The organism is Enterobacter cloacae complex sp. XAL002, assembly GCF_049236805.1.
Lineage (GTDB): Bacteria > Pseudomonadota > Gammaproteobacteria > Enterobacterales > Enterobacteriaceae > Enterobacter > Enterobacter intestinihominis.
Map to the genome: position 1 here is coordinate 51187 of NZ_JBMKJN010000026.1, position 12842 is coordinate 64028.

At 47.7% G+C, this 12842-nt stretch carries 15 protein-coding genes and 1 pseudogene; 6 read left to right on the forward strand and 10 right to left on the reverse strand.

All coding sequences use genetic code 11. From position 1 onward, the window contains the following. Positions 1 to 296 precede the first annotated feature (296 nt). From ACOT0L_RS20010 to ACOT0L_RS20020, 3 genes are all read right to left on the reverse strand, one after another. Entirely contained in the window at positions 297 to 578 is a 282-nt protein-coding gene (locus ACOT0L_RS20010; RefSeq protein ID WP_000708863.1) for a hypothetical protein, read from the reverse strand. A 65-nt stretch (positions 579 to 643) separates the two neighbouring features. Further along, the gene (locus ACOT0L_RS20015; RefSeq protein ID WP_001272971.1) at positions 644 to 1828 is read right to left on the reverse strand and encodes a hypothetical protein; all 1185 of its coding nucleotides are present in this window, start codon (positions 1826 to 1828) and stop codon (positions 644 to 646) included. A 416-nt stretch (positions 1829 to 2244) separates the two neighbouring features. Beyond that, positions 2245 to 2421 (reverse strand): hypothetical protein, encoded by a 177-nt coding sequence (locus tag ACOT0L_RS20020; RefSeq protein ID WP_001371930.1) that lies wholly within the window; start codon positions 2419 to 2421, stop codon positions 2245 to 2247. Positions 2422 to 2931: 510 nt separating this feature from the next. On the opposite strand from ACOT0L_RS20020, the gene ACOT0L_RS20025 reads away from it, so the two are divergent. The 5 genes from ACOT0L_RS20025 to ACOT0L_RS20045 all read left to right on the forward strand — a co-directional run bounded on the left by ACOT0L_RS20025 (position 2932) and on the right by ACOT0L_RS20045 (position 5836). Continuing rightward, positions 2932 to 3876 carry a DUF5417 domain-containing protein gene (locus ACOT0L_RS20025; protein WP_000778029.1) on the forward strand — a complete coding sequence of 315 codons (945 nt, stop codon included), beginning with the start codon at positions 2932 to 2934 and terminating at the stop codon, positions 3874 to 3876. A gap of 95 nt (positions 3877 to 3971) precedes the next feature. After that, positions 3972 to 4574 (forward strand): hypothetical protein, encoded by a 603-nt coding sequence (locus ACOT0L_RS20030; protein ID WP_012695474.1) that lies wholly within the window; start codon positions 3972 to 3974, stop codon positions 4572 to 4574. Between the two features lie 59 nt (positions 4575 to 4633). Next, the gene (locus tag ACOT0L_RS20035; protein WP_000743059.1) at positions 4634 to 4984 is read left to right on the forward strand and encodes a hypothetical protein; all 351 of its coding nucleotides are present in this window, start codon (positions 4634 to 4636) and stop codon (positions 4982 to 4984) included. Between the two features lie 46 nt (positions 4985 to 5030). After that, positions 5031 to 5234, forward strand: coding sequence for a hypothetical protein (locus ACOT0L_RS20040; RefSeq protein ID WP_001015183.1), 204 nt, complete (start codon positions 5031 to 5033; stop codon positions 5232 to 5234). Positions 5235 to 5515: 281 nt separating this feature from the next. Next, on the forward strand, positions 5516 to 5836 hold the full coding sequence (locus ACOT0L_RS20045; protein ID WP_000332796.1) for a hypothetical protein: 321 nt from the start codon (positions 5516 to 5518) through the stop codon (positions 5834 to 5836). 608 nt (positions 5837 to 6444) lie between these two features. On the opposite strand, the gene ACOT0L_RS20050 is transcribed toward ACOT0L_RS20045, so the two are convergent. The 3 genes from ACOT0L_RS20050 to relB form a co-directional block, all read right to left on the reverse strand. After that, positions 6445 to 6603 (reverse strand): type I toxin-antitoxin system Hok family toxin, encoded by a 159-nt coding sequence (locus tag ACOT0L_RS20050; RefSeq protein ID WP_001447866.1) that lies wholly within the window; start codon positions 6601 to 6603, stop codon positions 6445 to 6447. Positions 6604 to 6674: 71 nt separating this feature from the next. After that, positions 6675 to 6962 (reverse strand): type II toxin-antitoxin system mRNA interferase RelE, encoded by a 288-nt coding sequence (relE, locus tag ACOT0L_RS20055; RefSeq protein WP_000323025.1) that lies wholly within the window; start codon positions 6960 to 6962, stop codon positions 6675 to 6677. Beyond that, positions 6962 to 7201 (reverse strand): type II toxin-antitoxin system antitoxin RelB, encoded by a 240-nt coding sequence (relB, locus tag ACOT0L_RS20060; RefSeq protein ID WP_000534858.1) that lies wholly within the window; start codon positions 7199 to 7201, stop codon positions 6962 to 6964. The genes relE and relB overlap by 1 nt, the downstream gene beginning before the upstream one ends. Before the next feature lie 24 nt (positions 7202 to 7225). On the opposite strand from relB, the pseudogene ACOT0L_RS20065 reads away from it, so the two are divergent. Beyond that, positions 7226 to 7342 (forward strand): annotated as a pseudogene (locus tag ACOT0L_RS20065) (hypothetical protein); the annotation flags it as partial. A 121-nt stretch (positions 7343 to 7463) separates the two neighbouring features. Here the strand turns inward: ACOT0L_RS20065 and ACOT0L_RS20070 are convergent. The 4 genes from ACOT0L_RS20070 to ACOT0L_RS20085 form a co-directional block, all read right to left on the reverse strand. After that, on the reverse strand, positions 7464 to 8387 hold the full coding sequence (locus tag ACOT0L_RS20070) for a cation diffusion facilitator family transporter (RefSeq protein ID WP_000167917.1): 924 nt from the start codon (positions 8385 to 8387) through the stop codon (positions 7464 to 7466). Between the two features lie 199 nt (positions 8388 to 8586). Beyond that, positions 8587 to 9159: a cytochrome b/b6 domain-containing protein gene (locus ACOT0L_RS20075; RefSeq protein WP_001515348.1), complete on the reverse strand. Its 573-nt coding sequence runs from the start codon at positions 9157 to 9159 to the stop codon at positions 8587 to 8589. A 475-nt stretch (positions 9160 to 9634) separates the two neighbouring features. Then, positions 9635 to 10873 carry an IS110-like element ISEsa2 family transposase gene (locus tag ACOT0L_RS20080; RefSeq protein ID WP_000219087.1) on the reverse strand — a complete coding sequence of 413 codons (1239 nt, stop codon included), beginning with the start codon at positions 10871 to 10873 and terminating at the stop codon, positions 9635 to 9637. 421 nt (positions 10874 to 11294) lie between these two features. Then, on the reverse strand, positions 11295 to 12635 hold the full coding sequence (locus tag ACOT0L_RS20085; protein WP_000589001.1) for an ISNCY family transposase: 1341 nt from the start codon (positions 12633 to 12635) through the stop codon (positions 11295 to 11297). Between the last annotated feature and the right edge of the window lie 207 nt (positions 12636 to 12842).

The window sequence follows — 12842 nt, forward strand, 5'->3', positions numbered from 1 at the left end:
CATATAATTCAGACGTGACAAATAATTAAAGGCATTGCTATTCTATCATTATGCATTGCGTTTAAAATCATTTCTAATTCAGCAGAGTAGCGATACAGGCATTTCGCTATCCTAAAATCTGGTAGCTTTCCATTTCCTTGCTGAGATAAATCAAAATAATTCTATTTATTGCCTATTCGGATGCTGCAAAACCTTATAAATCCGGATGTATATCACTTAACAGTGAACCATTCGGTGACTTGCTCTCCGTGAGGTCCACCGGGTTTATCCAGTAGGGAACATTCTGCTTTTACCGTTTACTGCATACGCGAGCAGGAATTCTGTTGCAGTTCTGCATTTGCCTGCTTTTCCAGTGCTGTCATAACCCGGCGGAGCATCGCCAGAGCCTGAACAGGCGAGCTCCCAAACTGCACTTTCACTTCATCCGTATCATGATCCTGAATCAGGTCGAGGATGTTCACTTCGATCCCTGCCCCGTTTTCATCTTTTGCCGTGCACTGAATACTTACCCGGGTCACCGAATCCGTCAGGACTGGCAGTGGGTTAGTCTTGTCTACGTTGATAAAAGCCTTCTTCATTGCCCTGTTTCCCCTTGTCCTGAAAAAGTTACCGACCCGTCCGGATGGAGGGGTCGGTCAGAAAATCATGCCTGTCCCTTATTCATCTTCTCAGCATGCTTACGCAGGTACTCTTTCAGGTCAGCATGAGCATTGATGATATCGTTCATTTCATCATTGGTCAGAACAAGCGTGTAAGTATCAGTGCTGACAGATTCACCTTCTTTAAGCTTGGCTTCTTCAGCAATACGTTCAAAAATCGGGATCGCGGTGTCGGCAATGACGGTCACGGTCTTTTTGTTCAGAACGCTGGACATGGATGGTGCTTTACCTGCCGGGTTCTGTTTAGGAGCGCTGTCCTTTGGAGCCGGAGCTGGTTCCTGTACCGGTGGCGTAACCAGCGTCTCTGTATTGCTTTCATCATTCAGTTGATCCGGTACCGGGGTGTTAACGGTAGCATTACCTGCCGGTTGCTCATCACCGGAGTTTTCCGGAGTCTGCGGATCTGCCATGCGCTCTTCTACCTTGGCAGCTTTGACGAATTTCAGCGTGTTTTTCGTCGCTTTACCATAGATGGAGATCGCCTTGTTGATGTTATCTACCGCATCCTCACCGCTGTACATATACTCGTCCAGCGCAACGTACATGCTCACCTGATCGCTCACAAGCATGGTCTGTAGTTCAGAAGGCAGGTCCAGTACGCGAACCATCTGGCGAAGATGCTGCTCTGATTTACCACGTTTTTTTGCCAGTTCCGCAAAGGTCTTAGGCTCTTCTTTATCTTCAACAAGACGCTTAATTGAAAGCGCTTCAGCTACGACAGACAGCGCCAGGTTGGAGTTGCCGGTCAGGGTGAAGAGTTCTGCTTTTGAAGCGCTACCGCGAAACTCTTCGCAGCGAATACGAGTAATGCGTTCACGCCCTTCTGCTTCCAGCTGGCGGTTTGCAATAGCGATGGAACGGATACGGCAAGCCCCCTGACGCAGTACAGGTACGCCATTAACCATCTGAACAACGATAGGCGTCACGCTGAACGGGTCTTCCATGTAGGCATCGGCCAGGCTGTTCAGGTGTTCCACAACGTGAGGCATTGAATAGTAGAGCTCGCCCATACCGGCCGTGCGGGTGTTAAAGCCTTCCTGCTCTACAACAACCGAAGGGTCAATGATAAGGCCGTTACCTTTACGGGCACCGTTACCAGTGCGTTCCAGGTAACCACGAAGGCTGATTTCGTTGCTGTTGTTTTTTACTTCAGTTTCGATTGCGGACATTTTTGTTCTCTCTTTTGGTTGGTTGTTTAACTGCGCTACAACACAACAATACCAGGTTCGACATTTTTTCTAATAGGTTGCACAGAAGAAAAAGTAACTTTTCTTAAAAAAAATTCCTGAGACAATACTACTCGATCCGTCCGTTTTAAATCTTCACAACAGTGGGCCGTTTTTACGTTTAAGCAAAATAGCTGGTTCAGAAGGTGAGTCGGAGAGAAAAGTTACTTTTCCGGTTGTCTGGGCCAGTGATGAGAGAGTGGCAGGACAGGAATGGCTAAACCGGTGCGGGTCTCTTGTAAGTCGCAGGGGATTGAGGAGATATAGAGGTAAACCGGTACGTTCAGTTTTTGGATTGAGCCGGGCTTTTGGCCCGGGCTTAAGGAAGCGGAAATTTGAACGAACTGGCAGGTAATGATTTATGCCGCCGACAGCTGGCCGTCAGTGCTTTGCTGTTCTGGTTTGACAGTTGGGGGATAACCGGCAGTTAGCCGCTGGCATTCCGCATCACAGAAAGCCCTGAGGTTGCTGAAGACGGACTCCATGAAATCAGCATGAGCATACGAGTCTACAGGACGTGTCTTGTTATCTTTCATCTTGTTCTCCTCAATCATTATTAAAACCAGCGGATTTAGTTCCTGGCGCTCCATCTGCTGACCGGCTTTCCCAGAGAGCAGCGATGTGTCGGGTTCTGTTTCTCATTTTATCGTTTTCATCGGGCCCATCCGGCCGTATAAGAGACCGATTTGGCATGTTTAAGAAACGTACTGGCGACATTAAAAGCTGAGGTTGGCTTTGGAATAAAAGGATACTTTTCCCGTTTGTCAGGTCTTTCGCTACCGCTGCACGATGATTCTGTCAGGCATTCTGCGCCCTCCTTGGCTGTACATCTTGAAACAAGCGGTGGGATGTTCCCTTCCCCCTGCTCACCGCAGAATAATTGGCAAGTCCCGACGGTCGTTCCGTACGAGCCGGGTCCAAATAATGAATAAATACAACGCCACTTCAATTGTATTGACAATAGAAGTTAGGAGGATCATAGTGTCATTCATGGTGCGGCTTTCGCACCACCGCCCCGGCGGTACCGGGCAGAACTGGAGTACCTCATGAAACTTTCCCGTCAGACGACTTCTGATACTTCTGTTGATGGCCGTTCACGCGCATATGCCTGGGGCCGTGTCCATTATTTCATTATCGAACATGCACCAATGGCTGAGCTGGTCGCTATTGACGAGCTGCTGGAAAAAGCTGGCTGGAGCAATGACGGCTGTCCGAACTATGAGAAAGATGACGAGTTTGGTAATGCTGGTTACAGCTGTGGTTACTGGATCGATATTGACAGCGTGGGAAGCTTCAAGGCTGACTACAAACGTCTTAAGGGTGAGATTAGTGCGCATATCGCCTCAAAGGCGGCAGAGGTGGAGATCCGCGTACTGGACTCGATGTCCGACAAAGAATGTAAAGATGTTGCCTCGGTGGCATGTACTGTTCGCCGTGACTTACGTACGCAGTCCGAATCGCTTCATTCACTGCGTACTATCGTAACGGTTGATCATTACAATCCCTATGTGATCACCAGCCGCCCGCTGAGCATTTCCGCCTGGACACTTATCCACGACTGTCTGAAAACCGGCACCATCAATGACGTCTGTTCACGGTTGAGTTCATTAATCCTGCACTCTGAAGCCGCGATTGCCCGTTGTAAGGGAAGCTCCGACTACTCTTCGGAACACGCTCAGCTATCGTTTTTTGCTGGTAACGACTATGTCACCAGACGCACCCTTGTTGATGCAGCTCACGAAGAGGCTCTGCGAATGAACCGCCGCTTTGATGAACGTATTGCAATGAACGCGGATTCTGATGCCAGAAGGCTCCAGTGCGAATTCAACCTGAGCAACCATGTCGTACAGCGTCGGACCGTTGAATCTGCTCATATCCAGGCAATCAACGAAGACGTCACCCGTTCACAGGCGGAACCACGCTGCCCTGGAAAGCTTCTTCTGAAAATGACCAGTCATGAGGAAGTGCGGGACTCACTGAGCACCTGTTAGTCCAGCGACACCCCCTGCGGCTCTACTACCGGGCCGCAGTCTGCTCCGGCCAGATGGTGCCAGTGGCGTAATGAATTTGTTTAATAAGGCTGAGTATGATGAATAAAGAACAACTAATCGACAAACTGGAACGCGTGGTATGTGGTCAGTACTCCTACGAAATGCAGGAGCTTGCGTATTCGGCCCTCTGCTGCATTAAAGGCACCCCGGACGACTGCGCTAAGTTCCCTGTTACGCGTCCGCTGCCTGACACCTTAGTGGACGTATGGGACGAGATCGGGCAATACCTTGGCACAGGCAAAGCCATTGAAACTCGCAGTTGCGGCGTTTCGCTTCTGCTTCATGGACACTGCTACGATTCAAATCATGTGCTGTACTGGCGCAATGCTGGCGCACTTCCAGCAGCTTGCGATACGCCACTGGCTGGTGGGTCTCGCAAACTGTTCACCTGCTCAGCCTGTGGAGTGGACGGTCTGGATGAACCACCTGAAACCAGTTGCCACTGCTGCACAGAGGGGGCCCACTGGATTGAGAGCAGGCTCTTCACCTCCGGGCAGGCAGACCCTGAAGAATTTAGACCCGTGGCGGTCGTGAAAGAGTGTGCAGGCTCAACGCCGGATGATCGGCTCATCTGGAGCGTGATTGAACAGCTCAACGGCGAACTGGCGGAAGGCGATAAACTATTTAAGCAACGCTGACAGATCACGTCAGCATTTATATCAGACGAACTCCAGAATAATTTAAAGCAACCATGAACATGAAAAAGCCCAAAGCTGCATTACAGAATGCCATGAAAGAAGATGTGCCAGCTGTGACACAGATTCAGATGCGATCTACGGTTTCCAGAAAGGTTCGCTATGTAAAACAGGCAAATCGAGAGGGTCTGAAATTATCTGAGTGGATGTCGCGGCATCTCGACGCTGTCTGTGATACCGCAGATGAGATTCATAAAGGCAAACGCTCAACTCCGGTTGCGCCTGGGAAGATTCCCCCTGAGGTATACCAGGTGATATACGATCAGTGCGGCGGGTTCGTGGAGTGTGATGCTAATGCCCAGGTAATCTGGGAAGCCTGCCGTGATGCCATTCTTAACGGAGACAAAGGGTAAACGGCAGGTATCGCCTGTCATTTTTACCCTTGTGAGGAAAATCCTGATGAACCATGAGAGCCGAACTGTATACCTGAACACGGCCATTGAGGCCCTGTTGAAAGCTGAGGCGGCTCTGAACGAGCTGGCATTAGCCTATGTACTCAAACCAGGTGAAAAGGCAAGCGCATGCCATCCCCGAACCGGTACGCTTTCCACAGCTTCCCAGGTAAGAAAACTTCGCCGTGTTCTAGAAAAAAACAAGTTATGACGGCCCTTATACGCTGGCATAATGTACCGTGCTTCGCTCATCCCAGCAGTATGGGTTTTAAACTCTTCCATTTTTAAGAGTACGGGAAGAGCCTTATTATTGTCGCATACCCTACGGATGCATTGCAGTTCAAACCGCTGTTCGGTGCAATTATTGCTGTATCCGGCGGATTTGAAAATGACAGAAATAGTGATGTAAAGCTCCGCCATTAAAGAAATGCCCCGTAGTTTGGCGAATCAACTTTCTGAATTATCTCGATGAACACCATTTAAGGAAATCGAATGTGTGATTTTTGCAGGGCTGACGAAAATTACTTTCATATGGCAGAATGCGTGTATGACCAACTGGTTAAAGAGTATCCCGTAATGTGGCTGCGGGATTCAACCCGGATCGGGGCCTGCTACCTCTGTCGAGAACTGCTGTCGCCGGAGGGGATGGTCCTGGCGATGCAGAGCGCTTTCCCTGCGAAGGGATGGCGGCTGCGTATTTGGTACAATGAAACCATTGACGAAGAGATAGAACCGCAGCGTGGAGACTGTATTGAGCTGTCCTCCAGGGCGGACGCTCTGCTGTCCTTCATGTCGTTCCAGGAAAAGGTTTAGCGCTGCGGCCCCCCTCACAAAAAGGCGCTTTCCGCGACAAATCTGGTACGACCGGACAACGTTGAGTCAATTCTTGCTTCCCCGCAGAAGAATCCCTATGAAGTAAAGTAGAGGTAGGCATTACGCCCACCAGCAAACCTGATAACTGTTCTTTGCGTAACATCCTCAAACTTCTGGTGCCTTCGTAGACTGCGATGCGAATGCCCATGAGCTGAATTCACCGTATCATTTGACCGGATGCAGCGAGAACAGAAATGACAATGTTTGAACGATTTGCCAGACGGCCATAAAACTCTACTGGGTACAGAATAAGGACTGACCGCAATGGCTACGTTCTATGAGCTACCGACCAGTGAGAAGTCCATTGTTTCCGGTACGTGCCCGGACGAGCACCGGTGAAATTTTTCCCGACTGGATTACGCTAAGGCTTTTGAACGGTTTGCGTGAAGTGGGACTCTTTGGGTCTGGTTCTTGATTTATACAAAAGGCTATATGCCACAAGACGGGAGGAAAAAAGGGTTTCCCCGACTGGAGAAACCCTTTCAAAAGGTGCCGATGGCATACTAATCCACACCCCGAAAAGAGGGGGTTGCCCCCCTCTTTGTCAGCTACTTACCGGATTCGTAGGCCAGGATAGCAGATACCTCCCTTGTTCCGTCTTTCATCCGCAACTCGCAAAGCGAGTTTCGTGTGAGCCAGGTGAATATCAACAGCGTTAAACAAACTATTAATATGCACAAAACAATGGGTTGGTTCGGCATTTTCATGGCCTTCTTCTCCTGTCAACGCAAAGCAGAAGTGTCACCATCGGTGCGAAACAGAGATGTCATGCTTTGGTTCAGAGAATGCGTTTGACCGCCTCGCTATATACTTCCGAGCGTTCTCTTTTCCCAACAGAAATCACGAAAACGACAACTTTCTCGTCTATAACCTGGTATACAAGGCGATAGCCTGAAGACCGGAGCTTAATCTTGTAACAATCAGGCATACCACGGAGCTTGTTTGCTTCAATCCGGGGTGACTCAAGTACTTCAACCAGCTTCTTTTTCAACTGTTCACGTACCGTCGAGCCCAGCTTTCGCCATTCCTTTAGTGCCCGCTCGTCAAAATCCAGAAAATACGCCATCAGAGTTCATCCAGCGTCACACGTACTGGCTTAGGATTACGAAGTCGTTCTTTCACTATCTCCACAAGTTCAGCATCTTCATCACTCAGGAGTGTCTGTTTGAACGGCAAGCGTTCATTGTCAGCGATATACTCGAGCATGAGACGAAGCGCTTCAGAAGGAGTTACGCCCATTTTTTCAAGCGCGGCGTAAGAACGCGCTTTAAGTTCATCGTCAATACGTAGGTTAATGCTACCCATGTCTTACACCCCTTGTAATTACAAATGTCATTACAAGTATCGCACTACAACATGCTTAGGGCAAGTCACGAAGTAAGTCAGAAAGTAGTCGTAAGAACGGTGATCACTGTCCGCTTTGTGCCAGAAGCGGACTTTTTAAAAATATTGCGTGCCCAACAATTGGGCGCAGGTCACATCAAGTACCCTCAGAATTATAGAGAATACCTGAAATTTTTGTAGAGCGAGGTTTGTTACCCTGCCCGACCAGCGACATGTGGTTAGTTTAGTGATCAGAAATGTCGAGCGTTTGGTCGTTCATTGACGCGGGATCTTCCAACGGTTCCACATGAGTGGTGATATGGATAAAAGGCAGTGCGGTGCGGATATCATTCTCTATACGCTCGGCCCAGTCGTGCCCATATTGAACAGTCCATCGCCCAGGAACTAGGATGTGCATTGTCATAAACGCCCGCCCGCCAGCCTGGCGTGTACGTAGTGCATGGAAATCAAGCCCCTGTTCACGATATCCTGCCAGCAGTGACTCGATTTTTTTGAGTTCTTCCGTGGGTAGCGATACGTCCATCAGACCTGCAGCTGAACGACTCATAAGCTGATAACCAGTCCAAACGATGTTGGCTGCGACCAGCAATGCAACGATCGGATCGACCCAAAACCAGCCGGTCAGATAAACCAGTCCGACACCAAAAATGACACCGACCGACGTCCAGACATCGGTCAGCAGGTGATGAGCATCTGCCTCAAGAGTGATAGAGTTGTGCTGCCTGCCAGCCCTTAACAAAATGCGAGCCGTCACAAAATTAAGGATTGATGCGACTGTTGAAACCAGTAATCCGAGACCAATCTCCTCAAGCGGCTGTGGAGTTAACATCCGCTCAACTGCGGTATAGGCGATACTGGCTGCCGCCAATAGGATCAGAAATCCTTCGAAAGCACTCGAGAAATATTCGGCTTTGCCGTGCCCATATGCATGGTTCTCATCGGCCGGAAGCGCAGCCAAGGTCAGCATCCAGAGCGCCATTAGGGCTCCTGCGAGGTTAACTACGGATTCGATGGCATCAGATAGCAGACCGACCGAACCGGTCATTTTCCACGCCACACCTTTGAGTCCGATAGTGGCAATAGCCGTGGCAATGGAAAGCCAAGCGTAGTGCGTCAGCGGACGAGGTAACCCTTTTGTTTTAGTCATTATTAACTTCCTAAAATAGGACGACTAACTCACATTTCTATCCATGATAGATAATTAAACAATCATTTCGCCATGAATATTTTTTCGTTTTTATTAAATTTAATTAAAAAGTCTCTGCAAGTGCTGTTTCATCTTCTAGTAAACTAAATTTTATTTTTAGGGTTTTCTTCAACTTGAAGTAATATTATCTCACAACAGATTAGTCACTTAGGTTAACTGAGCGGCTTTTATATTTTTCAATTAAAATATGCAAAACTCCCATTGCACCATGTGCATAAAAATAGACCTCAATGAAAGTAGTAAAGAACTTATGCCAGTGGATTACTGTTTCAGCCAGATTTGACTGCATGGTATTCAACAAGAACCATAGGCCACCTGAAAGTGCTACAATTAGCAATGCTAGAACTCCAAATCCTTGGATTGTACTGGCAATACCTCCCGAATGTGCATCGGGCAGTCGGAAACTAGTCAACGTTTTTATATCTTGCTTAATACCACTAAAGTCAAGCCCTACCCATGAAAAATAATAAGTAAAACCTCTTTGAGTAAGCATCCAACTTAACATAATAAAACCACAAATAATCAGTCCTAACCCTGAAATAATGTGCATCCAGGTTATAACTCCTTCAAGACTATGTTCACCAATTGCTTCGGTCTCTGTCAGATTAGAGTTAATAATTTGTGATAATATTAGAAATGCCACAATGATGTGAAGAATACGAAAAAAAGGAGCGTAATCATGGGGTAATAGATTCCAGAGTCGCAATTTCATTAATGAGTCCTTAGTAAATTTATCGATGATCTTAATCATACAAAAGAATTATTAGGATAACCTTAATTCTTAAAATTGCAGCAGGCATTAGTTCACCTCTGATATGGCCACTTGCGAAATGGGAATGGTAACTGTTATTACTATGTGTTTACTTGCTGTTCTTGTTACGCAGCCCCTTAAACACATTACTTTCAAATATGATTTCCTGCTGGGTTTAAATATGTGTCTTTCTATAGTGCGGCAACCTATTTTTACACCAACTCATGAATTAAATAAGAATCATAAATTAAATGAGAGGTTTAATTCTCTTGCTTAACGCGATGATATTAAATGGAAATTTTAATTTTTGTAATTTATTAAACAGTTAGAATGAGACATGGTAAATACGATCTTCCTTTAGATAATTCTGATAGCACTTTTTCTACTGGGCAGTCTGCAATGTCCGCTTCACGCCCTGAGACATTCGACAAGCTTTTTATGGCTTCAGTAAGGGCGAGTGTCTCGCTTCGAGAGCCAGCAAATATTTCGCTTCGTCATAACAGGTTCTGGCCTTCCAGCAGCGGTAAATGATCCTTATCCATTTGAACGCCAGTGCCCGGATCGCAGACTGATGAGATTTGCCCTTTTCTCTAAGGCCCTGATAATACAGTTTGGCCCAGTATGATGAATTAACCGTCTTGGCAGCCCATTCAACAAAGGTCTGCCTGACGAACTTGGCACATTGCCATCGCCAGTGAACCCATGATTTTTGGCCGCTTCGTTCGGTCACCGGTGCTATACCTGCGTAGTTTTGAATTTCTTCAGCGCTGTTAAACCGGTCACGATTATCACCAAGTGCAGCAAGCATCCGTGGGCCCATGCACGGTCCCATGCCCGGAAGTGATTTGAACAGCCCCGCATCTGGCAATGTGTCAAACAGCGTTTCGATTCGTTCGTCATAGGTTTTGATGATTTCACTCACGACTTTAATTTGTGTCGCCAGTGCTGCTGCCATCAAAGCATTAGCCTCTATAACACTCGGGTCTGTAGTCAATGGGATCGCATTATCAATACTCGCAACACGTTGCTCGGTAAGGGCCATAGCGCGACCACCTTTGGCATTCAGAAAGTTGCGGATCGTGTCGCGTCTGGCTCGTTTCAGTTGTTGCAGACTGGGCCACCGGATAATCAGCTCACACAACAGTAAGCTACCCCGATGTGAGAACCACTCCAGTGGCTGAGGATAATACTGTTTAAGCGTGTTGATTATCCGGTTCACAAAGCGTCGTTTATCTTCAACCAACTGACGACGTTGCTCAACCAGTTGCTGAAGTAAGCGAATATCCGCATTGTCGGGTTCAATAGCTTTTATCTTCTGGGGGTAACGCAGCATTAACTCTAATGCCAGCTCGGCATCCTGCGGATCATCTTTAGCGCCGCTGGGCGAGAAGGCTTGCCGATAACGAGCCAGGGACAATGCGTGGACGGGGAAAACGGTGATAAAGGGGTATTTTTGAAGAGCATATACCACGGGGCCCTTCTTCAGTTCGAGAGCTATTGCGATTCTACCTTTTACTTTCTGGTGTAACTCAGTAAGCCAGGCATCAAGCGCTTCTGCTGTATGTTCAATCACATCGAATACGCGTTCACCGTTTTTAAACTGAACACAGACATCGTGTTTTTTATCAGCCCAGTCCAGACCAACGTGCGCAGCAAATTGATTAGTCACAGTCATCACCAACTCCTTTTTATCGGGGATTGGTATGCATTCCACGCTCTTCGAAAGAAATATAGCCAGCAGTTTATCTGCATGCCCTGAGTATTCGTTAGCGAACGTGGAGCACCTACTGGCTCGAAAGAAAAGCGGCGATCATCACATGATTCTCGCTCAATATTCGTAACCAGTAAGCGCATACCCTGAATCACTTCAAAGTGTAATTCTCAGGGTACGAATGACTATATCTCGCTCTTAGCGGACATTAGCATAGGCTATTTACCATAACGCCGCATTACGCGTACCGCTCAGACGGCCTGAGCGCGTTTCTGACGTGTCCCCGTTAAAAACAGTAACAAACCACCCGAAAATGCACGCCAGAAACGCTACGTAAGAATCTATCCTATGACTGGATATGCACTCAACTGAATAACGCCTGGTTTCAGTCCATTTTATCGGGATCAGCCTTCTTTCTGGGTAATTTAGGGGGCTTCACTTGCTGATTACTTTGCGTGCGGCGCGTGAGCCAAGGATGGTCAGCTTTAGGTTTTACGTAGAATTTTGAGCGTAAATCAAAACGGGCATTATCCACACGTTCATGGACACTTTTTTCATCATCCAGTGGTATAGGCTCCGGGCCATCAACATATTTTTCCCATCCCAACGCTTTCCCATCATACAGAACCTTAATTTCACCGTTAAAGCTTTCGCATACCGTGACAACCGAATGCCGAAGTCGATATCCCCGGCCTTCACTGCGAATCTGAAACGCACTGCTTTTGTACTGGAAAGTGAGATTTTTGGAGAGAACGCGCTTCGCCTGGAGGCTGAAGATATAACCCAGTTCCTCTTCAGAATGGTGTACATCAAGATGGGCGTTATCAGCAATACGAGGCGGCGTAGCAAACCGGTTGTTATAGGCTTCAATAAAGGTCGGCAACCATGCGTTTGCTGTTTCAATATCACTGATACCCTGAAGCCGCATTTCTTTGACCAGCCTGTCCTGCAGTGTCTGATTGGCACGCTCTACCCGCCCTTTTGCCTGCGGGCTGTTGGCATGGATTGGCTCGATGCCCAGTGTCTTTATCGCACGTGTGAACTGAGTCAACTCTCCTTCCCGCTCCGGGTTATTTACTCTGAATATACTGTGTCTGTCAGAATAGAGAGCCAGTGGTACGCCATGATCATTAAGGTAACCCCGGAGGGTTTCCATGTAAGCCCGGGTTGTTTCTGCAGGAGCGAATCGTAGCGCCATCAGAGCGCTGGTAGCATCATCGATAAAGACTATCAGTGTGCATTTGGGGCCCCGACCTTCAAACCAGTCATGAGGCGAGCCATCAATCTGGATGAGTTCACCGTAGGATGGGCGCCGCATCCGGCGCTGATAAATTCGGGCAAACTTACGACGACGTTCGCGCCATATGCCCTCCTCTACCATCCACTTCCTGAGAGTTTCAATGGATAAACACAAGCCGTGTATCTCGCGCAATTTTTCGCACGCAAGCGTAGGTCCAAAATCAGCGTAGCGGCCTTTGAGGAGTGAAATTACTGTTGCTCTGAATTCGGTAGAAAAGGAATTATTGGGACGCTTTCCACGTCGGCGGGAAACTAGACCAGAAGGCCCTTCATTTCTATACCGTTGCACCAGACGTTTAACCTGCCGAATAGAAATGCCAATGCGTGCCGCAGCTTGTTCCTGAGTAATATGGCGATTAAGTGACTCCTGAATAATGTGAAGTCGGTCGAGTTCCTTATGACTCATCGTAACAGTCTCTTTGATCATGAAAAATCCCCCAGAGAATTGTCTGGGGACATTTTAGAATGGTTCAAAGGGGACATTACAGCTTGGTGTTAACAATGGCCTTCTTCTCCTTGCATTTAAGCAGGCAAGAGGCTACTCTGAATGTGACTAGCATACAGGGGCCTCGGGTTGTACTGACCCCAAAAAGTTGGACAGTTAAACACGAGGCACATAGGTCTGGGTTCGATA

Excerpts from the sequence above, each read along its gene's own strand:
- ACOT0L_RS20085 (WP_000589001.1), bottom strand. The coding sequence starts at position 12,635 with ATGATCAAAGAGACTGTTACGATGAGTCATAAGGAACTCGACCGACTT.
- ACOT0L_RS20075 (WP_001515348.1), bottom strand. The coding sequence starts at position 9,159 with ATGAAATTGCGACTCTGGAATCTATTACCCCATGATTACGCTCCTTTT.
- ACOT0L_RS20040 (WP_001015183.1), top strand. The coding sequence starts at position 5,031 with ATGAACCATGAGAGCCGAACTGTATACCTGAACACGGCCATTGAGGCC.
- ACOT0L_RS20035 (WP_000743059.1), top strand. The coding sequence starts at position 4,634 with ATGAAAAAGCCCAAAGCTGCATTACAGAATGCCATGAAAGAAGATGTG.
- ACOT0L_RS20025 (WP_000778029.1), top strand. The coding sequence starts at position 2,932 with ATGAAACTTTCCCGTCAGACGACTTCTGATACTTCTGTTGATGGCCGT.
- ACOT0L_RS20010 (WP_000708863.1), bottom strand. The coding sequence starts at position 578 with ATGAAGAAGGCTTTTATCAACGTAGACAAGACTAACCCACTGCCAGTC.
- relE (WP_000323025.1), bottom strand. The coding sequence starts at position 6,962 with ATGGCGTATTTTCTGGATTTTGACGAGCGGGCACTAAAGGAATGGCGA.
- ACOT0L_RS20070 (WP_000167917.1), bottom strand. The coding sequence starts at position 8,387 with ATGACTAAAACAAAAGGGTTACCTCGTCCGCTGACGCACTACGCTTGG.
- ACOT0L_RS20030 (WP_012695474.1), top strand. The coding sequence starts at position 3,972 with ATGATGAATAAAGAACAACTAATCGACAAACTGGAACGCGTGGTATGT.
- ACOT0L_RS20045 (WP_000332796.1), top strand. The coding sequence starts at position 5,516 with ATGTGTGATTTTTGCAGGGCTGACGAAAATTACTTTCATATGGCAGAA.
- ACOT0L_RS20015 (WP_001272971.1), bottom strand. The coding sequence starts at position 1,828 with ATGTCCGCAATCGAAACTGAAGTAAAAAACAACAGCAACGAAATCAGC.
- ACOT0L_RS20080 (WP_000219087.1), bottom strand. The coding sequence starts at position 10,873 with ATGACTGTGACTAATCAATTTGCTGCGCACGTTGGTCTGGACTGGGCT.
- ACOT0L_RS20020 (WP_001371930.1), bottom strand. The coding sequence starts at position 2,421 with ATGAAAGATAACAAGACACGTCCTGTAGACTCGTATGCTCATGCTGAT.
- relB (WP_000534858.1), bottom strand. The coding sequence starts at position 7,201 with ATGGGTAGCATTAACCTACGTATTGACGATGAACTTAAAGCGCGTTCT.
- ACOT0L_RS20050 (WP_001447866.1), bottom strand. The coding sequence starts at position 6,603 with ATGAAAATGCCGAACCAACCCATTGTTTTGTGCATATTAATAGTTTGT.